This window comes from Aeromonas lacus (assembly GCF_000764665.1).
Classification (GTDB): Bacteria; Pseudomonadota; Gammaproteobacteria; order Enterobacterales; family Aeromonadaceae; genus Aeromonas; species Aeromonas lacus.
The window spans coordinates 23,560-47,530 of sequence record NZ_JRGM01000017.1 but is presented as its reverse complement, the minus strand read 5'-3'; the positions used below and the strand labels follow the sequence as shown (position 1 = coordinate 47,530).

General features: G+C 60.2%; 22 protein-coding genes. 9 read left to right on the top strand and 13 right to left on the bottom strand.

The genetic code is table 11. The features are described from left to right. Positions 1-90: 90 nt before the first annotated feature. On the bottom strand, positions 91-1,680 hold the full coding sequence (gene prfC, locus LG31_RS0102745) for a peptide chain release factor 3 (protein ID WP_104016072.1): 1,590 nt from the start codon (positions 1,678-1,680) through the stop codon (positions 91-93). A 434-nt stretch (positions 1,681-2,114) separates the two neighbouring features. Between prfC and LG31_RS0102740 the strand changes: the two genes are divergently transcribed. Continuing rightward, positions 2,115-2,837, top strand: a complete 723-nt coding sequence (locus LG31_RS0102740; protein WP_033112975.1) for an SDR family oxidoreductase — start codon at positions 2,115-2,117, stop codon at positions 2,835-2,837. 108 nt (positions 2,838-2,945) lie between these two features. Here LG31_RS0102740 and LG31_RS0102735 read toward each other — a convergent pair whose 3' ends face one another. From LG31_RS0102735 to LG31_RS0102725, 3 genes are all read right to left on the bottom strand, one after another. Next, the gene (locus LG31_RS0102735; protein ID WP_033112998.1) at positions 2,946-4,820 is read right to left on the bottom strand and encodes a tetratricopeptide repeat-containing diguanylate cyclase; all 1,875 of its coding nucleotides are present in this window, start codon (positions 4,818-4,820) and stop codon (positions 2,946-2,948) included. Between the two features lie 97 nt (positions 4,821-4,917). After that, positions 4,918-6,372 (bottom strand): ATPase RavA stimulator ViaA, encoded by a 1,455-nt coding sequence (gene viaA / locus LG31_RS0102730; RefSeq protein ID WP_033112974.1) that lies wholly within the window; start codon positions 6,370-6,372, stop codon positions 4,918-4,920. 10 nt (positions 6,373-6,382) lie between these two features. Beyond that, positions 6,383-7,996: an ATPase RavA domain-containing protein gene (locus LG31_RS0102725; protein ID WP_033112973.1), complete on the bottom strand. Its 1,614-nt coding sequence runs from the start codon at positions 7,994-7,996 to the stop codon at positions 6,383-6,385. A gap of 235 nt (positions 7,997-8,231) precedes the next feature. Here LG31_RS0102725 and LG31_RS0102720 point away from each other — a divergent pair, with 235 nt between their 5' ends. The 3 genes from LG31_RS0102720 to LG31_RS0102710 all read left to right on the top strand — a co-directional run bounded on the left by LG31_RS0102720 (position 8,232) and on the right by LG31_RS0102710 (position 11,261). Further along, positions 8,232-8,663, top strand: a complete 432-nt coding sequence (locus tag LG31_RS0102720; RefSeq protein WP_033112972.1) for a DNA polymerase III subunit psi — start codon at positions 8,232-8,234, stop codon at positions 8,661-8,663. Positions 8,664-8,715: 52 nt separating this feature from the next. Then, on the top strand, positions 8,716-9,165 hold the full coding sequence (gene rimI, locus LG31_RS0102715; RefSeq protein ID WP_033112971.1) for a ribosomal protein S18-alanine N-acetyltransferase: 450 nt from the start codon (positions 8,716-8,718) through the stop codon (positions 9,163-9,165). A gap of 305 nt (positions 9,166-9,470) precedes the next feature. Next, a complete protein-coding gene (locus tag LG31_RS0102710) occupies positions 9,471-11,261 on the top strand; it encodes an AMP-dependent synthetase/ligase (protein ID WP_033112970.1) in 1,791 nt (596 codons plus the stop codon). A 63-nt stretch (positions 11,262-11,324) separates the two neighbouring features. Here the strand turns inward: LG31_RS0102710 and gshA are convergent, their stop codons facing one another. The 4 genes from gshA to LG31_RS0102690 form a co-directional block, all read right to left on the bottom strand. Beyond that, complete coding sequence (gene gshA / locus LG31_RS0102705) at positions 11,325-12,923, bottom strand: glutamate--cysteine ligase (RefSeq protein ID WP_033112969.1); 1,599 nt, start codon at positions 12,921-12,923, stop codon at positions 11,325-11,327. 61 nt (positions 12,924-12,984) lie between these two features. Beyond that, positions 12,985-15,798, bottom strand: a complete 2,814-nt coding sequence (locus LG31_RS0102700) for a M16 family metallopeptidase (protein WP_033112968.1) — start codon at positions 15,796-15,798, stop codon at positions 12,985-12,987. A gap of 26 nt (positions 15,799-15,824) precedes the next feature. Beyond that, positions 15,825-16,262 carry a YqaA family protein gene (locus LG31_RS0102695; protein WP_033112967.1) on the bottom strand — a complete coding sequence of 146 codons (438 nt, stop codon included), beginning with the start codon at positions 16,260-16,262 and terminating at the stop codon, positions 15,825-15,827. Beyond that, positions 16,259-17,233 (bottom strand): NADP-dependent oxidoreductase, encoded by a 975-nt coding sequence (locus LG31_RS0102690; RefSeq protein WP_050513388.1) that lies wholly within the window; start codon positions 17,231-17,233, stop codon positions 16,259-16,261. The genes LG31_RS0102695 and LG31_RS0102690 overlap by 4 nt, the downstream gene beginning before the upstream one ends. A gap of 56 nt (positions 17,234-17,289) precedes the next feature. On the opposite strand from LG31_RS0102690, the gene LG31_RS21360 reads away from it, so the two are divergent. Together LG31_RS21360 and fos are read left to right on the top strand one after the other, a co-directional pair. Then, positions 17,290-17,457 carry a hypothetical protein gene (locus LG31_RS21360; protein ID WP_162516863.1) on the top strand — a complete coding sequence of 56 codons (168 nt, stop codon included), beginning with the start codon at positions 17,290-17,292 and terminating at the stop codon, positions 17,455-17,457. A gap of 36 nt (positions 17,458-17,493) precedes the next feature. Beyond that, complete coding sequence (fos, locus tag LG31_RS0102685) at positions 17,494-17,895, top strand: fosfomycin resistance glutathione transferase (protein ID WP_033112965.1); 402 nt, start codon at positions 17,494-17,496, stop codon at positions 17,893-17,895. A 7-nt stretch (positions 17,896-17,902) separates the two neighbouring features. On the opposite strand, the gene LG31_RS0102680 is transcribed toward fos, so the two are convergent. Then, entirely contained in the window at positions 17,903-18,901 is a 999-nt protein-coding gene (locus LG31_RS0102680; protein ID WP_033112964.1) for a hypothetical protein, read from the bottom strand. Between the two features lie 257 nt (positions 18,902-19,158). Here LG31_RS0102680 and LG31_RS0102675 point away from each other — a divergent pair, with 257 nt between their 5' ends. Further along, positions 19,159-19,455, top strand: a complete 297-nt coding sequence (locus tag LG31_RS0102675) for a hypothetical protein (protein ID WP_033112963.1) — start codon at positions 19,159-19,161, stop codon at positions 19,453-19,455. Between the two features lie 39 nt (positions 19,456-19,494). Here LG31_RS0102675 and LG31_RS0102670 read toward each other — a convergent pair whose 3' ends face one another. From LG31_RS0102670 to rpsF, 4 genes are all read right to left on the bottom strand, one after another. Further along, positions 19,495-20,235, bottom strand: coding sequence for a ferredoxin--NADP reductase (locus tag LG31_RS0102670; RefSeq protein WP_033112962.1), 741 nt, complete (start codon positions 20,233-20,235; stop codon positions 19,495-19,497). A 101-nt stretch (positions 20,236-20,336) separates the two neighbouring features. Then, positions 20,337-20,783, bottom strand: a complete 447-nt coding sequence (rplI, locus tag LG31_RS0102665; protein ID WP_005340490.1) for a 50S ribosomal protein L9 — start codon at positions 20,781-20,783, stop codon at positions 20,337-20,339. Positions 20,784-20,835: 52 nt separating this feature from the next. Then, positions 20,836-21,066 carry a 30S ribosomal protein S18 gene (gene rpsR, locus LG31_RS0102660; protein WP_005308890.1) on the bottom strand — a complete coding sequence of 77 codons (231 nt, stop codon included), beginning with the start codon at positions 21,064-21,066 and terminating at the stop codon, positions 20,836-20,838. 30 nt (positions 21,067-21,096) lie between these two features. Continuing rightward, the gene (gene rpsF / locus LG31_RS0102655) at positions 21,097-21,483 is read right to left on the bottom strand and encodes a 30S ribosomal protein S6 (protein WP_005308887.1); all 387 of its coding nucleotides are present in this window, start codon (positions 21,481-21,483) and stop codon (positions 21,097-21,099) included. 237 nt (positions 21,484-21,720) lie between these two features. Here rpsF and LG31_RS0102650 point away from each other — a divergent pair, with 237 nt between their 5' ends. After that, a complete protein-coding gene (locus LG31_RS0102650) occupies positions 21,721-22,944 on the top strand; it encodes an Nramp family divalent metal transporter (protein WP_033112961.1) in 1,224 nt (407 codons plus the stop codon). A 108-nt stretch (positions 22,945-23,052) separates the two neighbouring features. Then, on the top strand, positions 23,053-23,910 hold the full coding sequence (locus LG31_RS0102645; RefSeq protein WP_033112960.1) for an alanyl-tRNA editing protein: 858 nt from the start codon (positions 23,053-23,055) through the stop codon (positions 23,908-23,910). The last annotated feature ends 61 nt before the right edge of the window (positions 23,911-23,971 follow it).

Genomic DNA, 23,971 nt, shown 5'->3' with positions numbered 1-23,971 from the left:
CTACGCCAGACGGCACCTTGCTACACCAATAAAAAGACCCCGCCGAAGCGGGGTCTTTTTTATCTTGTCTGCTGAGCATGCAAGCGCTTATCAGTGCTCGCGAGTCTGACGGAACTCGACGTCCGGGTGGCGCTCCTGTGCCAGGCGCAGGTTGACCATGGTCGGCGCGATGTAGGTGAGGTTGTCACCGCCATCGAGGGCCAGGTTGACCTCGTTCTTGCGCTTGAACTCTTCGAACTTCTTGACGTCGCTCCCTTCCACCCAGCGGGCGGTGGAGACGTTGACCGCCTCGTAGATGGCCTCGACGTTGTACTCGCTCTTGAGGCGCGAAACCACCACGTCGAACTGCAGCACACCGACCGCACCGACGATGAGATCGTTGCTGATAAGCGGACGGAACACCTGTACCGCGCCCTCTTCGGAGAGCTGGACCAGCCCCTTGAGCAGCTGCTTCTGCTTGAGCGGGTCGCGCAGGCGGATGCGGCGGAACAGTTCCGGTGCAAAGTTCGGGATACCGGTGAACTTGAGATCTTCACCCTGGGTGAAGGTGTCGCCGATCTGGATGGTACCGTGGTTGTGCAGACCGATGATGTCACCGGCGAAGGCGTCTTCCGCCTGCTCCCGGTCACCGGCCATAAAGGTCACGGCGTCGGAGATGTTCACATCCTTGCCGATACGCACGTGGCGCATCTTCATGCCCTTGCTGTAGGTGCCTGATACGATACGCATAAAGGCGATACGGTCGCGGTGTTTCGGATCCATGTTTGCCTGGATCTTGAACACGAAGCCGGAGAACTTCTCCTCGGTCGCCACCACTTCACGGCTCTCGGCCTTGCGCGGCATGGGCGCCGGCGCCCAGTCGGTCAGGCCATCCAGCATGTGGTCGACACCGAAGTTGCCAAGCGCGGTACCGAAGAAGACCGGAGTCATCTCGCCAGCGATAAAGGCATCGTGATCGAACTCGGGGGAGGCGCCCTGCACCAGCTCCAGCTCGTCACGCAACTGCTGGGCCAGATCTTCGCCGACGGCGGCATCCAGATCCGGGTTATTCAGCCCCTTGACCACCCGCTTCTCCTGGATGGTGTGGCCCTGACCGGTCTGATACAGATAGGTCTCATCCTTGTAGAGGTGGTAGACACCCTTGAAGGATTTGCCACAGCCGATAGGCCAGGTGATGGGGGCGCACATGATCTTCAGCTCGCGTTCCACCTCGTCCATCACTTCCATCGGGTCGCGCACTTCGCGGTCCAGCTTGTTCATGAAGGTGAGGATAGGGGTATCGCGCAGACGGGTCACTTCCATCAGCTTGCGGGTCCGGTCTTCAACACCCTTGGCGGCATCGATGACCATCAGGCAGCAGTCGACAGCGGTCAGGGTACGGTAGGTATCTTCGGAGAAGTCCTCGTGACCCGGGGTATCGAGCAGGTTGACCAGACAGTCGGCATAGGGGAACTGCATCACCGAGGTGGTGATGGAGATACCACGCTGCTTCTCCATCTCCATCCAGTCGGATTTGGCATGCTGGCCTGAGCCACGGCCCTTGACGGTACCGGCGCGCTGAATGGCCTGTCCGAACAGCAGAACCTTTTCGGTGATGGTGGTTTTACCCGCATCCGGGTGCGAGATGATCGCAAAAGTGCGTCTCTTGGAGACTTCACTCAGAAATTCAGCTGACATAATTCAACGTTCTTCTATTGGGCGGCGGCCTTGGCCACCGTGGGAGTAATTCCGGGATGCCGCATTGACTCACGGTCCGGCATGGATACGCAACGGGCCACTCTGGCAGACATCTGGTCTGTCGGTGGAGAGAGGAAGAGGGTTGCGTTACATGGGTCTTCTCGCCTGAGCCAAAGCAAAATTGCGCGACATTATACCCGCACGGGTGAAAAATACCCAGCCTGACAAGAGATGATAATGCAGCTGTTCCCTCCTTTCACAGGTTCCAACTGAACAGAAAATCAAACATCCCGAATCTGGTGGCAGCATCCTGAACGCGTGGACTTGCCTCTCTTCGCATACCAATAGCAGCTAGTATTGATAAATTTTCATACTTGGACTTTCCCTATCCAGCCACAAATATGTAAACCGTATCTACATAATGGAGAGGTCATTACATGAAACATTCCACCCTGCACAATCAACAGATCGTCATCATCGGTGGTACCTCGGGTCTTGGCCTGGCCACCGCCCAACATGCGATAGAGCAAGGCGCCAAGGTCATTATCGGTGGTTCCAACCGTGAGCAGCTTGACAGTGCGCTGGCTGAACTTGGCCCAAATGCCAATGGCCATCAACTGGATATTCTCGACGTCGACTCCGTCAATCAGTTTTTCAACCAGCTGGATTCGCTGGATCATCTCGTCATCACCGCGGCTGTCATGCGACCAGGCAGCTTTCTCACTGCCGCAATCGAGGATTTGAGAATCAATATGGACAGTCGCTTCTGGGGAAGTGTCCATGCGATCCGCGCCGCGGCACCAAAGATTTCCGAACGAGGCTCCATCGTGCTCACTTCCGGAATGGTGACGCGCCGCCCACAACTTGGTAAGGCGCTCCCTGCCGTTGCGGCTGGCGCCGTCGAAACACTGACTCACAGTCTGGCGACAGAACTGGCCCCCCGCCGGATCAACGTCATCAACCCGGGCCCAATGCGGACTCCCATGCTGCTTAAGGCGTTAGGCAATGACCCACAAAAAGTGGCGGCAGTGGCGCAAAGCCTCCCCCTGAAACGCTTGGGGGAAGGAGAGGATTATGCTCAGGCAGCGCTATTCCTGATGAACAACAGCAATATGACCGGTGAGGTGATTCACCTCAATGGCGGAAGTGCTTGGGCATAACTCTCTTCTGACTTTCTGACATACCTCCGTGAGCGCTCTTGCCGATGTCATTACTGGCAAGAGTGTTCTCTCGGAGTTATCTCCCTAACACCCGCAATACCCTGCCCGTCAAAAGCCTGTTTCCACGCGGTTGCGTCCCGCCTGCTTGGCCCGATACATGGCCGCATCGGCGCGCTGGACAAGCTCTCCCAGGTTCTCATCGAGCAGACTTTGCTCGGCACAACCGATGCTGACATGGATGGAGTGCCCTTCCGGTACGCCATCAACCTTCAGCAAAGAGACGTGATAACGGATCCGCTCCGCCACCTCGATTGCCTCATCAAGACCCGTGTCAGGCAGCAGCACCAGAAACTCCTCACCACCGTTGCGTCCTATCCGATCGAGCGATCGCAACTGCGCTTCGGCGCAGCTGGCGACCGCCACCAGAACGCTGTCGCCGATATGATGTCCCAGTTTGTCATTCACCAGCTTGAAGTGATCGATATCGAGCAGCAATACACTAAAGGGCTGACCACTGGTTCGCGACTGCTGAAAACACTCCTCTCCCAGCTTCTGGATCTGGCGACGGTTATGGATGCCGGTCAGTTCGTCGGTCATCGCCAGATGGTGCATCTTGCGGGAGCGGCGATGCTGATAGAAGACGGCGATCCCCATCAGCACCAGCAGCAACGAGACCACCAGATATTGCCAGTAGCGGCGCTCGCGCAGTTGCTGGAGTTCAGCCTCCTGCAGCAGCTGTTTGGTCTTGAGGGTCTGGTGGGCCAGCTCCTTGCGCGCCATGTCGAATTCGAAGCGCATCTGCAGGGTGCGCTGCTCCATCAGAACCTTCTCGACTGCCGTGCGGGTTTTGACATAGAGCTTCAGATTGGCCAGCGCCTCTTTAATCTGCCCCTTCGACTCGAAGATCCGCGAACGCACCTCGTAGAGCCGGGTCAAAAAGCGCTGATTATTCTCTTTGACGAAGATGGGTTCGGCTCTGGCAAGGCTGGCAAGCGCCTCCGATAGCTTGCCCTGCGTCTCCAGCACCATCCCCATCACCAGTTGCCAGTGCCCCTGGGTGACGCTGTCTATATCGCTACTACGGAGCAGAATCGCCTCGGCCTGCTGCAGCTTGGCCATGGCCTGATCGCCCTTGCCCTGATAGTGGAGGATGGTGGCCAGCTCAATCTGGCTCCAGGCTAGAAAGCCATCCTGCTGCTGTTTCCGGTAGAACTGCTCCGCCTGTTCCAGCAGCGGACGCGCCCGCGCATACTCCCCCATCTCGCTGTAGAGCACCCCCTGTTGGGAGATGATACTGATCTGGCGCTCCTCCTCTCCCTCCTTTTCGTACTCCTTCTCCAGCTCCTTGAAGTAGCCCTCGGCCCGCTCATAGAGCCCCATCCGGCGATAGGCATTGGCAATGTGGCCCAGCGTCTCCCGCGCCTTGCCATCCAGCCCCAGAGCCTCATAACCGCGGTGAGCCTCCATCAGCTCTTGCAGCCCTTCCGCCAGCTTGCCCTGATAGGCATACATGTCGCCGCGCTGGCTGAGAATATCGGCCTCCTGCAACCTGTCACCCAGATTGCGCGCCAGTTGCAGCGCCTGTTCGTAATCGGCCTTGGCCTGCTTCATATTGCCCAGCAACTGCTGATGAAAGGCGCGACAGGTGAGCAGGCCCGCTTCGGTGAGGCCATCCTTGCGTTCACGGGCCCGCTGGAGTGCCTTGTCGGCAAACTCCACCACCCGGCGATATTCGCCATCCCGCTCGGCTGGCATGGCCCAGCACTGGAGGCGCACGATGCGCCCCTGTATCTCGGGCGGGTAGACGTCATAGTTGGCAGCAAGGGCGGCCACCCGCAGCCGGTAGATGCGTTCTGGGTGGCTCCCCTCCTCCAGCTGTTGCAGCTCTCGGGAGAGTTTTGGCTCGGCAAGCGGTTCTCGGGCAGCCCACACCGGGCTACTGCAGAGCCCGGTCAGCAAAAGCAGGACGAGGAAACGTATCATGCGGGATCTCTTCTCCCATTTGAGAACGCGGCGGCGATTATGCAGCTCATCATAACCGCTCATCCCCAAACGTACAGCAGCCATGAGCAGCGACGGCTCAGTGCTGTTGCCAACGGCGCAACAAGCGGCCGCGCAGGCCGCAATCGAGCAGCCAGCTGTTGTCGAACACCCGCAACAGCGCCTGCTTGGCGTGGCGGGACATTGCCACCGCATGAAAACGGGTCTGGCGCTGACGATAGCGGTTCATCTGATCGAGCAGGGCGTGAGGCAGGCTCTGGGCGATGAAATCGGAGATGACCAGCACATCGGCCTTGGCGAAGGCGGGATCATCGAGCTTGGCCAGCACTTTTTCCAGGCAGGGCACCAGATCGGTACCACCGTGGAAACTCATGGAGAGGAAGCGCTCCGCCTTCTCCAGTCCGGTATCGGCGGTGATCTCGAGGGTCGCCACCTCGGTGGAGAAGAGCATCAGATAGCAACCGCGCTTCTCGTCCATCGCCACCCGCAGCAGGGCCAGAAACAGCGCCTTGGCACACTCCTCCGGATATCCGCCCATGGAGCCGGAGGTATCGACGCAGACGATAAAGGGGCCGCGCTGCTGCAGCTGCTTGCCTCCCTGCTCCGGGGTACGCAACATGATGCGCTGGCGCGGCAGGGTGCCCCGCGACTGATAGCTGAGCAGGCGCCGCTCCAGATAGCGGCGGTAGAACTCCAGCTCCAGCTCGGGCAAGCCCAGCATCACCGCCTCGCTTGGCAATAGCCGCATCAGGTCGCTCGCCTGATGAATGCCCACCAGATCGTCGGGCACATCATCGCTGGGGGCCGGCTCCAGCTCCAGCACCTCGACCGGCGGCACCGGCTGCTCCTGCGCCCGCCGATCACGCTCGCTGCGGCCAAGCAGACCGGCAATCTCCGCCAGCAGCGGCTCGCGCTGCAGCATACGGGCGTACTGCTTGACCAGTACCAGACTGCGCTTGTGCCAACTCCCCTGCGCCAGATCCCACAGACCACCGGCGGAGATCTTGTTGGGGTCGAGGGCATCGGCCAGGGTACGGCTTGCCAGCAGCTGATCTTCAATCTCCTGACGCTGCTTCTCCCGCTCCGCTTCGGCGATCTGCTGCTGCAGCTGCAGCAGGCTCCCCACCAGACTGGCGCGCCACTTGTCGATAAAGAGCTGGCACAACCCCTCGGTGGGGTGAGCCATCAGCTGACGCACCAAGGATCGCGCCTCGCCAGCGAAGGGGCTGTACTGCTCCAGCGACTCCAGCAGGCTTGGCAGACGACCAACCAGCTCGGTCATCGCCAGTTGCCGATGGGCCTGATAGAGCAAGTACTCCTGCTCCAGCGCCACCGGCACCGGCTTGTGGCGGATCTCCTCCCCCAGCTGCTCGCCCCAGCTCTGCAGGCGTTTTTTCAGCAGTTTGCCCTGCAGCGGAGAGCGCCGGATAAATTCGGAAATCTTGGGCGAGGCCGCCAGCAGCGCCACCACCTCGCCCGCCAGCTCCCCCTCGCCCATCAGCAGTCCCAGATCCAGCATGCCGATCTCAAGCATGATCTGCCCCTTAGCCGTCCAGTCTCGGCAACCGCTCGCGCCACTGCGCCAGCTCGCTGCGCAGCAGCTCGAGATCCCGTCCCAGCACGAAGAAGCTGTCTTCCACCTGCTGCAGCCAGCGCGAGGCGATAAAGAGGTGCTGCTGATGGCGTTCAAACAGGCTGCGCTGCTGCTTGAGATCCTGCAGCACCTTGCCGGTCTGGCTCTGCAACTCGTCGAGCGCCTGCAACCATGGCTCCAGCACCACCTCGGGGATGGCACTGCGCTCCACCAGCACCAGCGGGATCTGCTGACGCTGGATATCGAGCACCTGCAGCCGCAGTTCGTCGTCGAGCACCAGCTCATAGTGCCCCTCTTTCGGATTGCCAAGCGGATGGCCGACCAGCGCCTCGCCGGTGGGGCGCCAGTGAGAAAGGAGGGTACGATCAAACATCAGGGTATCAGTCAGCCGCTCGGGATCACTGCCATCCAGCGATGCCGGCGTGAGCAGATGGAAGTGCACCTGCTTGCCAAAGGGTCTGGCATTGGCGAGCGGGATCTCGATCCCCCGCGCCCGCCGGCCAAACCACTGCTTGCGCTGACGCGCTTTCGTGCAGAGCCGCTGGGCCACGCTTTGTTTGAGCTGTTTGAACTGATCCCGCAGCGCCAGCAGCTGGCGGGTCATCGCCAGTTGCTGATAGCCGTAGAGACGGGAGAACTCGGTCATCATCTCCAGCAGGGCAGTGCGAGACTCCTCGTCATGCCAGAGGCAATCCTTGAACAGCAGCAAATCGAGAGGGGCTACCTCATCGCGACCATTGAAGAAGGCGCTCGCCTTGATCAGCCGTACCGCCTTCTTCCAGCGCCGGTCGGAGACATAGCAGCGGTGGGCCAGCTGGCTGTCGAGCTGCTGGCGCAGTTGATAGATCAGCTCGAAGCAGGCATCCGGCAGCCGTACCTGTTCAATCTCGCCCTGCCACTGTTCGTATTCGTCCCCGCGGATCTGCAACGAAGCGGGCAGGTTGTGGTGCGAATGACCATCGCTGGCCAACATCGCCTGAAAGTTGGACTTCTCCTGCACCCGATCCATCCAGATCCGCACCAGCATCCGGTCATAGAGCGCTTCCAGCCCGCTGTCGGGGGCTGGCAGTTCGTTCGAGGCGGTCACCAGCAGCCGCATCGGAATGGGGTGCTGGCTGTCGCCGTTGCGAAACTGCCGCTCGTTGATGGCGGTGAGCAGGGTGTTGAGGATGGCGGGGCCCGCCTTCCAGATCTCGTCGAGGAACACCACCTCTGCCTCAGGCAGGTAGCCGGCGGTCAGGCGCAGATATTTGCCATCCTCCTTCAGCGCCTGAATGGAGAGGGGGCCGAATACCTCCTCCGGCGTACTGAAGCGGGTCATCAGGTATTCGAAGTGGCGCGCCTCAAAGAATGCCAGCTTGAGGCGACGGGCGATCAGGCTCTTGGCGATGCCGGGCGGGCCCAGCAGAAACACGCTCTCACCACTGAGCGCAGCCAGCAGACCGAGGCGCAGGGCATCCTGCCGTTCATAGAGCCCCTCCCCCAGAGCGGCCAGCAGGCGAGGCAGTCGCTCCTGAATGGGAATGGCACGCGCAGAGTTCGTGGCTTGAGCTAAAGGCGACATAGAGACAATTCCAGGCTGGGATGATGATAAGCCCAAGGGGTGATGGCCACCTGTTCGTCCTTGGGGTTTCTCTTGTTATGATATTTATCCGGTCTTATTTCGCCAGAATACCCGACTCTGGCAGGAAAAAAACCGGATAACCCCCGCAGAGGGCCGCAAAGGGTGCAGAGCAACCCGTTCGCGTGTACCCTGCCGGCACGATTTTCCCCAATGCAGCCAAGAGAGTGACTCACCCATGACAAACCCCGTACGTCAAAGCATGCTGGCCCGCATGGGCATTCAGAGCTGGCAGCTGCGTCGTCCGGCCATGCTGGGTGTCGCCCCTGCCGAAGAGGCAGAAGTAGCCAGTACGGAATCGCCGCAAGAGGCTATCCCGCAGGCTCCTCGCCCTGCCGGCAAGCTCTGGCTGCTGGCTCAGGCACTGCCTGCTGCGACACTGCTGGAGGATATCTGCCAGCTGCTCGCCATCAGAATCGATGAGGTCACGCTGCTGAGCACGCCCCCCGAGGCGCACTGGCTGCAACAGGAGCAGTCACCGCTGCTCTGGCTAACCGAGGCCGATTCCCGCTGGCCCGATGCCCTCGTCTGCCCGCTCGCCCCCGGCAGTGCCGAAAAGCGGGCACTGTGGCAACAGTTGCAGCCACATCTCGCAGCCCAGACAGCCTGACCCAATCCCATGCCCGTCGAGGCGGGCTTTGACGTTATCCCACGGAGCTACCATGCCTGAGTTTCGCCCCCTGCTCGAAGCCGACTTCGACCTCGTCTATCCCATCGAACAGGCCGCCCACAAGGAGCCCTGGAGTCAGGCCAACCTGCTCTCCTGCTTTGGCCCCCGCTACCTCAACACCCTGATGCTGGTCGATGGCAAGCCGGCGGGCTTCTATATCTCGGATCTGGTGGCGGGCGACAGCTCGCTGATGAACATCTGCGTCCACCCCGCTTTTCAGGGCAAGGGGCTGGGCCGGGCGCTGCTGCAACATTATCTCGCGCACAGCAAGCAGAGCGGGGCACAGGCCTGGTTTCTCGAGGTGCGCGCCGGTAACCAGACCGCCATCAATCTCTACGAGAGCGCCGGTTTTGCCGAGTATTGCCGCCGCGCCGACTACTATGGCACCGGCCAGGATCGGGAAGACGCCGTGTTGATGTCGCGCCTGTTCGACTTCAGCTGATCCCGGCAATAACGCCCCACCGACATACTGACTGAAAGAGGAGGGAGCCAAGCCCTCCTCTCACCTCCCCCCATTTCCCGTCCCACTTCGCTTGCCCACTCCCCTTGCCTTCTGAGCTTCTGCCTCTAACGTCGGATCCGGTCTCAACCAAACCGCTCGCCCGGTTCAGAAGATGGGCTATTTGCCCTCTTTGTGATCCAGAACAAACGGCGAACACTTGTAAGCCGTAATATTGGAGTTTAAACTCTAGCCCGCTTTTTAGTGCCCTCGTGGGCGTACAACTGTTACGAAAGGATGTTTGATTGATGCCGAAGCTTCATCTGGTTCAATTGATGCGCGAGCGTATTGCCCGGCTTGGCAACAAGGCTGCCCTGCGCGTTCAGCAGGATGGTCAATGGCGTGCCATCGGCTGGCGCACTCTGGGTCAGGCCATGGACTACTGTGCCCAGGCCCTGATCCGCGCTGGACACCAGCCCACCGAAATGGTCGGCATCTATTCGCGCAACATGCCGGAGTGGACCCAGGCCGATCTCGGCATCCTCGCCGCGCGCGGCGTCAGCGTCCCCATCTACCCCACCAGCACCCTTGATCAGCTGCGCTATATCGTGCGCGATGCCAACATCGGCCTGCTGTTTGTCGGCGAGCAGCCCCAGTTCGATCAGGCACTGCAACTGATTGAAAGCGGCGAGATCCGCCAGATCGTCGCCCTCGACGGCAGCGTCAACCTGCGCGGCTGCCCGCAAGCGAGCCACTTTCAGGAGTTTCTGGTCTCCGGCAACCATCAGCCCAGCGAACAGGAGCTGCGGGTACGGGAAAGCCAGTACCGGATGGATGATCTGCTGACCCTGATCTACACCTCCGGCACCACCGGCGAGCCCAAAGGGGTGATGCTCGATTTCGCCAACATCGCCGCCTGTTTCGAGATGCACAACAGCCGCCTCGACCTCAATGAGCAGGATGTGTCGCTCTGCATGCTGCCGCTCAGCCACGTGTTCGAGCGTGCCTGGAGCTACTACGTGCTCTATTGCGGCGCCGAGAACGTCTACATCCGCGATCCGCAGAAGGTGATGGATGTGATTGGCGACGTGCAACCGACCGTGATGTGCGCCGTGCCGCGCCTCTACGAGAAGGCCTACGCCATGATTCAGGCCCGGGTTGCCCAGGCTCCGCGCCTGCGTCAGGCCCTGTTTGGCTGGGCCACCCGCGTCGGCAAGCAGATGGTCGCCACCCGTCAGGCTGGCAAGTCCGCCTCGCCCCTGCTCTACGGCCAGCTCTGGCTGGCCGAGCGGTTGGTGTTTCGCAAGCTGCGCGCCCGTTTTGGCGGTCGTACCCGGTTCCTGCCGGTCGCCGGTGCCCGTCTGGCTGACGATGTGAACCTCTTCTTCCAGGCGATGGGGCTCAACCTGAAATACGGCTACGGCATGACCGAGACCACCGCCACCGTCTGCTGCTACGAAGATCAGCAGTTCAAGCTCGGCTCCATCGGCACGGCACTGAACGGCATCGAAGTGAAGCTGGGGGAGAACAACGAACTGCTGGTGCGCTCCCCCACCGTAATGCGCGGCTACTACAACAAGCCGGAAGCGACCGCCGAGGTGATGACCGAAGAGGGTTTCCTGCGCACCGGTGATGCCGCCGAGCTCGACAGCGAGGGCAACATCTACTTCACCGAGCGTCTCAAGGAGCTGATGAAGACCTCCAACGGCAAGTACGTGGCACCACAACTGGTCGAGGGGACCATCGGCAAGGATCGCTTCATCGAGCAGATCGCCATCGTCGCCGATGCCCGCCACTTCGTCTCGGCGCTGATCGTGCCCTGCTTCGAGTCGCTGGAGGAGTACGCCCGCTCCATCAACCTGCAGTACCAGTGCAAGACCGAGCTGTTGCGCCACTCCCGGGTGGTGGAGTTCTTCGAATCACGCATCACTGATCTGCAAAAAGAGCTGGCCAAGTTCGAGCAGGTGAAGAAGTTTACCCTGCTGCCGAGCGCCTTCTCCATGGAGCTGGGTGAACTCACCCCCACCATGAAACTGCGCCGCAAGATCATCGAAGCCAAGTACCAGAGCGAAATCGAGGCCATGTATAACCACGTCTGATACCGCTTGGGTTTCCGGAAACAAAAAAGCCGCTCATTGAGCGGCTGTTTTCTTGGTCTGCCATCAGGCAGTGGTCTTGCTGGTACCGAAGTAGTCGGCCAGGAAGTCATCGAACGACAGGCTGTCGCTGCGCTCGCGTTCGCGCTGCTTGGCCAGCGAATCCTTCGCCTCACCGGCAAAGTAGGCTTCATCCCAATACTGCAACTCGCCTGCCAGCAGCTCCTCGCGATAGCGGGTCGCCAGCTTGTCGCCATAGCAGCCGTTGTCCTTGCCGCTCTCCAGCAGCTCCTTGAGCATGCGGGCAGAGTAGGTGAGCTCGGGGTCGAGCAGCTTCTCGCGATGCATTGCCAGCGTCTCGCGGTAGCGGTTGCGACCACAGCAGCGATCCAGCAGGTCGGCAACCTGAGCCAGCTCGTCGAACAGCTTGAGGCCGTACTCTTTCAGGCCAATGGCATTGCCCTGCTCATCTTCAAGCGTCAGGCCGGGGCGACGCCCTTCCAGTACCACCTTGCTCTGGTTGCGGCGATTGCGGGCAATCTCCTCCTCGCTCAGCACCGGAGAGGGACGCAGCAGGCACCAGACCAGGAACAGGTCAAAGAAGCGGATTTGATCGGCGTCGATCCCCAGCGGCGTGAAGGGGTTGACGTCTACGGTACGCAGCTCGATGTACTCGATGCCGCGCTGTTCCAGCGCATCCGAGGGCTTCTCGCCACTGCGCGGGGTGCGCTTGGGCCGGATCGGGGCGTACAGCTCGTTCTCCAGCTGCAATACGTTGTCGTTGAGCTGGCGATATTTCCCATCCACCTTGACCCCGATCTTGGCGAACTCGGGATCATGAGTATTGATGGCACGGCGCAGACTGCTGACATAGGCCGGCAGGTTGTCGTGGCTGATCTTGAGCCCCGCCTGAGAGCTGTTGGTATAGCCCAGATCGGAGAGACGCAGCGCGGTGGCGTAAGGCAGATAGAGGGTGCCCTTGCCGGTCTTCTCGAACGGCAGGTTGCTCTTGCGCCCTTTGAGGAAGGAGTCGCAGATGGCCGGCGAGGCACCGAACAGGTAGGGCACCAGCCAGCCGAAGCGGTAGACGTTGCGAATAAGCCCCATGTACTTGTCGGAGATAAAGCGCTGGCTGCAGCACCCTTCGCACACCAGATCCTGCCACTCGCTCCAGAAACTGTCGGGCATGGAGAAGTTGAAGTGCACTCCGGCGATCACCTGCATCAGGCTGCCGTAGCGATTCTTCAACCCCTGCCGGTAGAGGGTCTTCATTTTGCCGATATTGGAGCTGCCGTACTGCGCCAGCCGGATGCTCTCCTCACCACCGACGAAGCAGGGCATGGAGAGCGGCCAGATCCGCTCGTCACCCAGATGACGCATCACATGGTGATGGATATCACCCAGTTGCTCCATCAGGCTGTCGAGGGAGTCGGTGGCCGGGGTGATGAACTCCAGCAGGCTCTCCGAGTAGTCGGTGGTGATGTTGGGATGGGTCAGGGCCGAGCCCAGCGACCGGGGATGGTCACTCTGGGCGAGTCGGCCATCCGGCGTGATGCGCAGACATTCACGCTCGATCCCGCGCCGGATCCCCTTGAGAGCAGTCAATCGCTCGGGAGACCCCAGCGCAGTCAGCAACTCGGTGAGTGACAAGCTTGTTGTAGTCATATTCACGGCTCATGTGAGGCCGCCCCATCCGGGGCGGCTCTTGATTTTTATAAAGCGTCAGTTACGGCAACTGCAGCGGATAGATGGGAAGATGAAGCTCCTTCAGGGGTTTTTCAAGCTTTTGCTTGTCTCCCACCACCACGATCACCATGTCGGCCGGATTGAGCCAGCGGGCTGCACTCGCCTTAAGCGTCTCGGCCGACACCGTCTTGATCAGGTTGTTCTGCGCCTGCACATAGTCCGGCTTCAGGTCATACATCACCATCTGCAACAGGAAGCCCGCCTTCTGGCCGAGAGTCTCGTAGGAGAGGGCATCCTGCTGAGAGACCGCACTGCGCATATAGGCCAGCTCGACCGGCGTCGGGCCGCTCTTGCGGTAGTTGTCCATCTCCTTGAGGAACTGGCGGATGGCATCGACGGTCGCATCGGCCCGCACATTGGCGCCGGTGGCGAAGGTACCCACCTCGCGGTTGGCGGAGAAGCCGGAGCTGGCGCCGTAGGTGTAGCCCTTGTCTTCCCGCAAGTTGAGGTTGATGCGGCTGTTGAAGTTGCCACCCAGGTTGAAGTTCATCAGCCCGGCGGTGAAGTAATCCCCCGTGGTATCAAACGGCATGGCGCGACGACCGATCCGGATCACCGACTGGGGCGCCCCCGGCTTGTCTACCAGATAGATGCCCGGCTTGGCCTGCTTGCCCTTGAGTTTGAGATCCCCCAGAGCCGGCGTCGCCCCTTTCCAGTCGCTCAGGAAGCCGAGCTGCTCCTCGATCAGCTTCTGGCTCACGTCGCCCGCCACCACCACCTTGCCGTTGGAGGGGTTGTAGTAGGCCTGATAGTAGTGCTTCACATCAGCCAGCGTCAGCTTGGCCACATCGGCAGGCACCCCATCGGAGGGTTGGCCGAGGCGGTTGTTCTTGCCATAGACCAGCTCGCGGAATGCCTGTCCCGCCAGCCATTCAGGCTGCTGCTGGGCCTGTTGTATCCCCTGCAGCATTTGCGCCTTGACCCGCTCGAAGTCCGCCTCTCGCATACCGGGGCGCTCGAACACTTCGCGCACCAGCGCGAGGGTCTGGGGCAACTTGTCGGCCAGCGAGCTGATGGTGACCAGAGTGTTGTACTGGGCACTGGAGACATCGATGCTTGAGCCCAGCTTTTGCAGCTCGTCGCTGAGCTGCCCCTCGGTCAGACGTACCGACCCCTGCCCCATCATGGCGGCGGTCAGATTGGCCAGCCCCAGCTGCCCCTTCTCCTCGGCCCGAATACCGCCCGGCAGGGCGATCATGATGGAAACCGCGGGGATTTCGTCACTTCGGGTGCCGATGATCTCGATGTTCTTGTCGAGTTTGCCGTGCCAGATGGCGGGCACCTTGACGCTCACCGCATCGGCCGCCTTAGGCTGTACGCTGCGATCGAAACTGTCTTTTACCGGTCGCTCGGCCAGCGCTTCATCATGCTTGCTGTAATCCGGTAGCTCGCGCTTGGCGGGGGTGAAGTTGGGCGCCGCCACCTGCCAGTCGCTCTTGCCTTTGGGCACCACGCTCAACACTACCGCCGGCTTGTTGGCAATGAACTGGTCGTAGGCGGTTTTGACCTGCTCCGGCGTCACCTTGCCGATGGCGTCGAGGGTCTTGAAGACGTAGTTGGGATCCTGGGCAAAGACCTGACCCATGGCGAGCTGGCTCACCTTGCCGGAGACGCTGTCGAGCCCCCAGATGGCCGAGGCGCGATAGCTGTTGATCGCCTTCTCCAGATCCTCCGGCTTGAGGCCGCGCTGGGCGAACTCGCCGATCACCTTGTCCACCTCCGCCTTGAGGGTCTTGAGGCTGCAATCCACCGCCGGGTTGGGATAGGCGTAGACGGTCAGGGTACAGGCCAGCTCTTCACAGTAGTGCGAGGCGCCCGCATCGATCGCCTTGCCGGTTTTGACCAGCGACTGGTAGAGCATGGAGCTGGCGCTGCCGCCGAGCACATCGGCAAACATATCGAGTGCCGGCTCCTGCGGATCACCCAGTGACACGGTCGGATAGCTGATATAGAGCAGCGGCAGGTGCACCTTGTCCTGCAGCGTCACGTAGCGGGTCTCGGGCAGGGTAACCGGTTTTGGCGTCGGCTCGGCCACTTCCGGGCCGCGCGGGATGGAGCCAAAGTACTTCTCGATCCAGTCGAGAGCCTGCTTGGTATCAAAATCGCCGCCCAGAGTCAGAGTCGCGTTGTTGGGGCCATACCAGCGCAGGAAGAACTGCTTGAGGTCGTTGACGTCAACCCGGTCGAGATCCTCCACATAGCCGATGGGCTGCCAGGAGTAGGGATGAGTGCGTGGATAGAGCGCCTCGCCCACCTTCTCGCTCACCAGACCGTAGGGCTGGTTGTCGATACGCTGGGCCCGCTCGTTCTTGACGGTGGCGCGCTGGATCTCGAACTTCTTCTGGCTCACCGCATCGAGCAGGAAGCCCATCCGGTCGGCCTCAAGCCACAGTACCTTCTCCAACTGGTTGGCCGGCACGGTTTCGTAGTAGTTGGTGCGGTCCTTGTTGGTGGTGCCGTTCATGTCACCACCGGCTTCGTTGATGATCCGCATATGCTCCTGATCACCGACGTGCTTGGAGCCCTGGAACATCATGTGCTCGAAGAAGTGGGCAAAACCGGACTTGCCGACCGTCTCACGTGACGACCCGACGTGATAGGTGACGTCGAGATGCACCAGCGGATCGGATTTGTCGGGCGCCAGAATGACGGTCAAGCCGTTGTCCAGCTTGTACATCTGGTAAGGAATGGCGAGCTTGCCCTCCTCCTTGACCTGCTCGGAGACCAGAGTCGGAGCCGCCAGCACGGGCAGAGTAAAGCCCAGCAGAATGGTTAAAGGTATGACTTTGTTCACGGTAACCTCGTGAGTGACAAAAAGGGCTAGAAGATCTGACTGGCCAGTAGAAATACCAGAGCGTAACGCAACAATTTGCCGAGCCCTATCAGGACAAGAGAGCGCCAGAAGGAGAGGCGCAGCCAGCCGGCCAGCAGACAGAGTCCATCACCGACCACCGGCGTCCAGGCAAGCAGCAGACACCAGTGGCCATGTTGTTTGAGCCAGCCGAGGGCTTTTTGTTCCCCACGGCCTTGAAAATCTTCCGGTTTTTTCTTGAAGGTGGCGAGCCAGCCGAGCCACCAGGTAGTCATGGAGCCGAGGGTGTTGCCGAGCGTCGCCCACAGCAGCAAGCTCGCCATGCTCCACTCCCCTTTGGCCGCCATGGCCCCCAGCAGTACTTCAGAGCTGCCGGGCAACAGAGTGGCTGAGGTAAAGGCGCTCAAAAAGAGCCACCCCAGCCCCATCTCCATCATCCCGCTCATCTGGGATAACCGTCGGCCGCAGGCATGCGCAGCAGCAATTTGCCGCGTACATGGCCCCCTTCAATGCGCTGATGGGCCAACGCCCCTTCTGCCAACGCATATTCACTGGAGATGGTGATATGCACATCTCCCTGACGCAGCAGCATCAACATCTGACCCAGCTGCTTCTGGTCAGGGTGAACCAACATGCCGACCACCTCGATACCCGCCGCAGCACCAGCATCCTTGATCAGCTGGGCGGTGATGGTTGGCACCGTCACCAAGCGACCACCCGGCTTGGCGCACGCCAGCGCCGCCTTGCCGCTCTCGCCCCCCACCAGATCCAGCACCAGATCGAACTGGCCATCGGCGATCACCTCGGCGCACCACTCAGCCTGATGGTAATCCACCATCCGGTTCACCCCGAGACTATGGAGGAAGCTGTGGTTGTCGCCGCTCGCCGTGGCTACCACGTGGGCACCATAGGCAGCGGCAAACTGCACCGCCAGATGACCGACACCGCCAGCACCGGCCAGAACCAGCACTCGCTGCCCCGCCTTAAGGGCGCCATGTTCGAACAATCCCTGCCAGGCGGTGAGTCCCGCCAGCGGCAGCGCCGCCCCCTGCTGGAGGCTCACCCCGTCAAGCTTGACCAGCTCATGCTCGCTCGCCACCACGGATTCAGCGTAACCACCGGCTACAAGGGGAAAACCGACCATGCCGCACACCAGATCGCCCTCGGCCAGCGAGGCCACGCCGGGGCCCACTCGCTCCACCACGCCAGCCACGTCATAACCGGGCGTCCAAGGCAGCTTGTCCTTGTTCTGGGCCGCCGCCCAGCCGAGACCTGCCCGGGTCTTGGCATCGATGGGGTTGACCCCCGCAAAGCAGATGCGCACCCGTACTTCGCCATCGGCAGGCACCTTGTCGAGAGAGGGGTTGAGCTTGAGTACCGAGGGGTCGCCGAATGCGGTAATCTGTAGTTGCGTCATTGCACAAGCCATCCTGTTGATGCATCGAGGGTCAACAGAATAACAGCGAGGAGACCATGGCTCGAATGTTTCTTATTCCTCTGTTGCTGGCGCTGGGGTGGTGGGCATTCCTGCTCTACTTCCGCATCCCGCTCAAACAGGGGGCCAAGGGGTTTTACTGGATCATCGGCATCGGTGGCGGACTGGCCGCCTTCCTCAGCCTGATGATGGTGCTGACCAACTAATGGTTACGCGTTCGATATCGAATAAAGGGAGCAACAATGCTAAGCGGACTGAATCATTTGACCTTGGCAACAGGAAATCTTGAAAAGAGCTTTACGTTTTACGTTGATTTACTGGGTTTTTGCCCCAAGGTGCGATGGGCTCGCGGGGCCTATTTAACCCTAGGAGAGTTGTGGCTCTGCCTTTCCTGTGATCCAGCTAAGCCCGCCGAAGACTATAGCCATGTCGCCCTGAGTATCTCCGCGGAACATTTCCCCGAATTCTGTGCCCGCCTGCGCCAAGCGGGCATCGAAGAGTGGAAGACAAACAGCAGCGAAGGGGACTCCTTCTATTTAAAAGACCCGGATGGTCATCAACTAGAGATCCATGTTGGCGACCTTGCCAGTCGCCTCGATTCACTCAAAACACGTCCTTATGAGGGCTTGGTCTGGTTCGAATAAAACGGGTTCAATCGCTGTCAGTACGCAGATGATAATGGCGATTGCTCCCCTGCCCCAGTACCCCCTGCGACAGCAGATGGTGGAACACCCGATCCACCTCCTCCAGCGAGAGTGACAACGCCTGCGCCACCGAGCGCTTGCTGCACTTGAGCTCACCGCTCTCCAGCGCGCCACGCACCTGTGCCAGCACCTCAGGTGCCGGCTCCGGCGGCAGCATGGGCTCAGGCTGGGCTGCCTGCGCCAGCGCCTCCTGCTCCTCGGCACGGGCGCGTGCCTGCTGCCAGCGCCACATCCGGCGAAAACGGCTCTCCTCACCGATCAGGCTGACGAAGAAGGCACCGAATACGTCGAGCAGCACCGAGAGGAAGCAGACCAGCAGAAACTGCACCTGGCTGATGCTCATCCCGACCCCGTCCGCCAGACTGCTCATCAGCCCCAGCATGGAGGATTGCTCATTGACCGGCTTGGCATCGCGCTGCTGACGCAATTCGTCCTGCTGCAAACGCAGCTTGGTATTGGCGTGCTGCAGGGAGGATACGCCGCTGGAGATGCGCTCCAGCTCGATATATTTGCGGGCCGCCTCTTCGTTTAGCTGGATCTGCCGCTCGATGCTGGCGATCTGTTCGTCGAAGCGGGCGATCTCCCGTTCATGGCGCGCCTGCTGACTCAGCACCGTATTGGTGGCACTGTTGATACCGCCGATACTGCCGCCGATGGAGATGGCCGCCAGCACGCTGTAGAACAGCAACGACCAGAAGGCACCACTCAGATCCCGGCGCGCCTTGCGCTCACCATACTCGTACCAGACGTAGAACTTGCCCAGCTCGAAAATGATCGCCAGACCGCCAAACAGCCACTTCATCAGCGGGTTGTCATCGATGGAGAGAAACAGCAGCAGGGAGAAGATGATGGAGGCCAGAATGGCCAGCCCGGTAAAACTGTATACCGTGGTAAGCGCGAACCAGCCCTTGGGATAGCGCAGCGCGGAAGCGTCCTGTGTGGTCATGGTGAAACTGTGGTGCAGTGCAGGAAAAGTTGGCTGCCGATTATAGTCGGCAGAGCCGTTCAGAGAAGGGCAAACACCTGAATTCCTTCATATTGCAAACCAGCTGCCCAGAGTGCGACCAAAACGGACAAATTGGCAGCAGAAAAGCGCTACAATCCCCCTCCTGACTTCATCGTGTGGCGAGATGGGATGCGATTCCGCCCGGGTTCAGCCCGCAGACGTATACTCATCCGCCGTTGCAATTATCCGAGGCCATCATGAACAGAACGACCCCTTTGCTCCTCTCACTCTTGCTGCTCGCCGGCGCAGCCCATGCTGACCAACCATCCCAGGAGAGCAGCGGCTCAACCTTCTCTGTCGATGCGATGACCTTCAATCTGGACTGGGATGACAAGCAGTTCGGCTGGAGCCAGAAAGAGTGCCTCGATCTGGGGGTAAACGACTATATTCCCTCTGACTGCAAGGGGATGAGGGTCAATGTCGAGAGTGAAGAGAATCGCAACCAGCCCCCCAGTACCAATCAGATGCCTGCCCCGCAGGGCAACAACCACTAATCATGAGCAGGGGCCGAGCGGCCCCGCCGTCATGTTGCGTTACCAGTAATTCTCTGCACTGATATTGCCGGGCGCCCGCCGCAGATTCTTGGCCAACCCCAGCGCCAGCAAGGTCTGCTGGGTCTCTTTGACCATCTCCGGATTGCCGCAGATCAGCACCTGACTCAGCTCGGGGGAGAACTCCAACCCCACCCGCTGCTGCAACTGGCCGTTGGCAATCGCCGCCGGGATCCTGCCAGCCATTGCATCGGGCCAGGGCTCGCGGCTGACAAAGGGAACATAGCGGAAACGCGCGCCATATTGCTCGACAAAGCTGGCGATAAGTGGCTGGTAACTGAGCTCCTCCCCTTTGCGCACGCCGTGTACCAGCACCAGATTCTCGAAACGGTTGAAGGCCTCGCCATCAGCCAGCATGGAGAGGAAGGGGCCGATGGCGGTGCCGGTCGAGAGCAGCCAGAGATCGCGTCCGGCCGGTACCTCATCCAGTGTCAGAAAGCCGGTGGCCAGAGACTGCACCAGCAGAGTGTCGCCCGCTTGCAGCGAGCCGAGGGAAGGTGTCAGCTCACCGCTCGGGATCTCGACCAGATAGAACTCGTGGTATGGCGCAGAGGGGGGATTGACGAAGGAGTAGGCGCGCTGAATGCGGCGCTCGCCCTGCTCGAGGGCCAGCTTGGTGAATTGACCTGCCTTGTAGGGGGCCAGATCGGCCGCTACCCGCAGGGAGAACAGAGTGGGTGTCCATTCGATGCGTTCGATGACGCGACCTTCGACCCAAGCCATAGAGATCTCCTCCAGAGGAACAGAGCTTCACTCTACTCCCGGGCCTGAAAATAAAAAACCCGCGCAAGTGCGCGGGTTTTCTCTGCAAAAGCGAATCGCTATTACAGGGCAACAACCTGGATCTGTACGGTTGCTTTAACGTCAGCGTGCAGCTGAACAGCAACTTCGTAGTCACCGGTGTTACGCAGAACGTTGCCCATGCGGACTTCGCTCTTGGCAACGGCTACGCCGGCAGCAGTGATGGCTTCAGCCACGTCACGGGTACCGATGGAACCGAACAGCTTGCCTTCGTCGCCAGACTTGGAAGCGATAACCACGGTAGCCAGTTCGGCCAGCTTGGCAGCACGCTCTTCAGCAGCAGCTTTGTTGGCAGCCAGTTTGGCTTCCAGCTCAGCGCGACGAGCACCGAAAGCTTCGATGTTGGCCTTGGTGGCCATAACAGCTTTGCCTTGCGGGATCAGGTAGTTACGGGCATAACCAGATTTCACGGAAACTTGGTCACCCAGACCGCCCAGTTTGGCGATTTTGTCGAGCAGGATAACTTGCATTACCTTTCCTCTATAAATTTCGTTGAGTTAGGCTTAAGTGCCGGACCGATTCTTACTTGTTGTGCAGATCGGTGTACGGCAGCAGAGCCAGGTAACGAGCACGCTTGATGGCGCGTGCCAGCTGACGCTGATACTTGGCGCGGGTACCGGTGATACGGCTCGGTACGATCTTGCCAGATTCAGTGATGTAGTTTTTCAGAGTAACGATATCTTTGTAGTCGATCTCGGTAACGTTCTCGGCGGTGAAGCGGCAGAACTTACGACGACGGAAATAACGTGCCATGGCCTTTATCCTCTAGTCAGTGATCCAGAATTACTCTTCGGAAGCAGCTTCAGTAGCTTCTTCGCGGCGCTCGTCGTCACGACGGGTGAAGCGCTCTTCTTTGGCCTTGGCCATCGGAGAAACTTCAGTCACGGCGTGCTTGGTGCGCATGATCATGTTGCGGATAACGGCATCGTTGAAGCGGAAGTTGGTTTCCAGCTCATCGATAACGGCTTGCTCTGCTTCTACGTTCATCAGAACGTAGTGGGCTTTGTGCAGTTTGTCGATCGGGTAAGCCAGCTGACGACGGCCCCAATCTTCCAGGCGATGAATGGTACCACCGGAGGTGGTGATGGCGCCGGTGTAACGCTCGATCATGCCGGGAACTTGCTCGCTCTGGTCCGGATGAACCATGAAGACGATTTCGTAATGACGCATTTTAGCTCCTTACGGATTAATTCAGCCTCCGCCCAGGTGCAGCCAGACCTCGGAGGCAAGGAACATAATGGTGTTTAGTCGCTGCTTTTCTAGGGCGGCGTATTGTACGAAATCGCATCCCTCACTGCAACTGACGACCTCAAAAGTTTTTCCCGATGGATATGATACAAAAGACCAATTGATAACAATTATCATTTAGATCTATTCTCTCTCCATATCCTGATGGAGGGTGATGCCATGCAACCCGCACTGACTACAACGATTCCAAGCCGCAAATTCAAACTGACCCTGCTCGGGCCCGCCTTTATCGCTGCCATCGGCTACATAGATCCGGGCAACTTCGCTACCAATATTCAAGCCGGCTCTACTTTTGGCTATCAGCTGCTCTGGGTGGTGGTATGGGCCAACCTGATGGCCATGGTGGTGCAGACCCTCTCGGCCAAACTCGGCATCGTCACCGGCAAGAATCTGGCGGAACATATCCGTGATCGACTGCCCAAGCCTGCAGTGTGGGCTTATTGGGTACAGGCAGAGATTATCGCCATGGCCACCGATCTCGCTGAATTCATTGGCGCCGCGGTCGGCTTCAAGCTGCTGCTCGGCGTGACCCTGCTGGAGGGAGCCTGCATTACAGCAGTGATGACCTGGGGGATCCTGATGTTGCAGTCCCGCGGCCAGAAACCGCTGGAGTTCGTGGTCGGCGGCCTGCTGCTGTTTGTCGCGGCGGCCTACATCGTCGAGCTGATCTTCTCCCGCCCCCATCTGCCCAGCCTGCTGGAGGGCGCTCTCTTCCCCGGTCTGCCCAACAGCGATGCCGTCTATCTGGCCGCCGGTGTGCTCGGTGCCACCGTGATGCCACACGTCATCTATCTGCACTCGGCGCTGACCCAGCATACTCAGGATCAGGGCTCGGTCAGCCAGCGGCTGCACACCACCCGGGTCGATGTGGCCATCGCCATGACCATCGCCGGCTTCGTCAATCTGGCGATGATGGCAATGGCGGCGGCCGCCTTTCATAGCTCGGGCCACCAGCAGGTAGCGGAGCTGGAGTCAGCCTACCAAACCCTCACCCCGCTGCTGGGTCAGGCAGCGGCCACCCTGTTTGGCCTCTCGTTGGTCGCCTCCGGCATCAGCTCTACCGTGGTGGGCACGCTGGCCGGGCAAGTAGTGATGCAGGGCTTCGTCCGCTTCACCATCCCGCTCTGGCTACGCCGCGCCATCACCATGGCTCCCGCCTTCGTGGTGATCGCCATGGGCCTTAACACCACAGAAATTCTGGTGTTGAGCCAGGTGGTACTGAGCTTTGGCATCGCGCTGGCGCTGATCCCGCTGCTGATGCTGACCGGTGATCGGGAGCTAATGGGAAAACATCTCAACCATCCGGTCATCCAGGCCATCGGCCGTCTTATCGTTGCACTGGTGATCGGGCTCAATGCCTACCTGCTGGTTGCCATGATCTAGCAACCAGTCACCAAACAGGAGGCTCATTAACACTGGTTAATGAGCCTCTTCACACTTTGCCGTATGCTGCCGCTTTCTCTTCTCATTTATCGTTGCGGGAGCCTTGCCATGGAACACACCCGAGTCAGCTTCGTACTGGGCCATCATCAGGAGCAGGCCAGCGTGGTCTGCTGCCAGCGCGGTGAAACCACGCTGCTGGTCACCGACCTCACCCCCTTCCATCCGCAAAGCCATCTCTGGCCCGATCAGCCGGGGGATGTGGGTCATGCTCGCTGGGAAGGTGGCGACGCCGCCATCGGCCCTTGCCGGATGGGGGCCATCAGCCCGGATGGCGAGCTGTTCGTCGACGCCGATATTCCGGTAAAACGGGGTGCAGAGGGATGGCGGTTCGTGGTAGTCCATCCGCTGACAGGTGACCACGCGCTGGCCGTCGGCAGCCAGGTCGAGTTGCAAGTTGATAGCGCTGCCCGCCACGCCATGAGCCTTGGCCATAGCGGCTGCCATCTGGCTGCGCTCGCTCTAAACCGGACCCTTACTCCTTACTGGCGTAAAGAAGTGAGCGAGCGCGATGCGCTGGGCCAGCCCGACTTCGACCGCCTCGCCATTCAGAGCTCGCGGGTCGAACCTTGCGGCTCGCGGGAGCAGTACCGCATCGGCAAGAGCCTGCGCAAGAAGGGGGTCAACAGCGAGGCGCTGCTGGCAGATTTGGCGCTGATTGAAGAGAAGGTCAACCAGCAGCTGGCAGACTGGATTGCAGCCGGGGGCGAGATCCGCCGTAGCCGCGCTGGCGAGGCGATCATCGATTCGCGCTACTGGCACTGCACGCTGGAAGGTCAGGAGGTAACCATTCCCTGTGGCGGCACACATGCTGCCTCGCTCGCCGAGTTGGGAAAGGTCAGGGTGACGCTCAATCCTTCTGAGGAGGGATTCACCCTCCATACCCAAGTGACAGCGCCGGCAGCATAAGGGCGGGAAACACGCCACACTGCAGCTGGCCAGCGACAAACTGCTTCATTTTTGGCCAGCC

What these genes read in the sequence shown, in the direction of transcription:
- LG31_RS0102650 (WP_033112961.1), top strand. Translation starts at nt 21,721, where the DNA reads ATGCAACCCGCACTGACTACAACGATTCCAAGCCGCAAATTCAAACTG.
- gshA (WP_033112969.1), bottom strand. Translation starts at nt 12,923, where the DNA reads ATGACTACAACAAGCTTGTCACTCACCGAGTTGCTGACTGCGCTGGGG.
- LG31_RS0102735 (WP_033112998.1), bottom strand. Translation starts at nt 4,820, where the DNA reads ATGATACGTTTCCTCGTCCTGCTTTTGCTGACCGGGCTCTGCAGTAGC.
- rpsR (WP_005308890.1), bottom strand. Translation starts at nt 21,066, where the DNA reads ATGGCACGTTATTTCCGTCGTCGTAAGTTCTGCCGCTTCACCGCCGAG.
- LG31_RS0102675 (WP_033112963.1), top strand. Translation starts at nt 19,159, where the DNA reads ATGAACAGAACGACCCCTTTGCTCCTCTCACTCTTGCTGCTCGCCGGC.
- fos (WP_033112965.1), top strand. Translation starts at nt 17,494, where the DNA reads ATGCTAAGCGGACTGAATCATTTGACCTTGGCAACAGGAAATCTTGAA.
- viaA (WP_033112974.1), bottom strand. Translation starts at nt 6,372, where the DNA reads ATGCTTGAGATCGGCATGCTGGATCTGGGACTGCTGATGGGCGAGGGG.
- rplI (WP_005340490.1), bottom strand. Translation starts at nt 20,783, where the DNA reads ATGCAAGTTATCCTGCTCGACAAAATCGCCAAACTGGGCGGTCTGGGT.
- rpsF (WP_005308887.1), bottom strand. Translation starts at nt 21,483, where the DNA reads ATGCGTCATTACGAAATCGTCTTCATGGTTCATCCGGACCAGAGCGAG.
- LG31_RS0102725 (WP_033112973.1), bottom strand. Translation starts at nt 7,996, where the DNA reads ATGTCGCCTTTAGCTCAAGCCACGAACTCTGCGCGTGCCATTCCCATT.
- LG31_RS0102710 (WP_033112970.1), top strand. Translation starts at nt 9,471, where the DNA reads ATGCCGAAGCTTCATCTGGTTCAATTGATGCGCGAGCGTATTGCCCGG.
- LG31_RS0102695 (WP_033112967.1), bottom strand. Translation starts at nt 16,262, where the DNA reads ATGAGCGGGATGATGGAGATGGGGCTGGGGTGGCTCTTTTTGAGCGCC.
- LG31_RS0102645 (WP_033112960.1), top strand. Translation starts at nt 23,053, where the DNA reads ATGGAACACACCCGAGTCAGCTTCGTACTGGGCCATCATCAGGAGCAG.
- rimI (WP_033112971.1), top strand. Translation starts at nt 8,716, where the DNA reads ATGCCTGAGTTTCGCCCCCTGCTCGAAGCCGACTTCGACCTCGTCTAT.
- LG31_RS0102680 (WP_033112964.1), bottom strand. Translation starts at nt 18,901, where the DNA reads ATGACCACACAGGACGCTTCCGCGCTGCGCTATCCCAAGGGCTGGTTC.
- LG31_RS0102720 (WP_033112972.1), top strand. Translation starts at nt 8,232, where the DNA reads ATGACAAACCCCGTACGTCAAAGCATGCTGGCCCGCATGGGCATTCAG.
- LG31_RS21360 (WP_162516863.1), top strand. Translation starts at nt 17,290, where the DNA reads ATGGCTCGAATGTTTCTTATTCCTCTGTTGCTGGCGCTGGGGTGGTGG.
- LG31_RS0102690 (WP_050513388.1), bottom strand. Translation starts at nt 17,233, where the DNA reads ATGACGCAACTACAGATTACCGCATTCGGCGACCCCTCGGTACTCAAG.
- LG31_RS0102740 (WP_033112975.1), top strand. Translation starts at nt 2,115, where the DNA reads ATGAAACATTCCACCCTGCACAATCAACAGATCGTCATCATCGGTGGT.
- LG31_RS0102670 (WP_033112962.1), bottom strand. Translation starts at nt 20,235, where the DNA reads ATGGCTTGGGTCGAAGGTCGCGTCATCGAACGCATCGAATGGACACCC.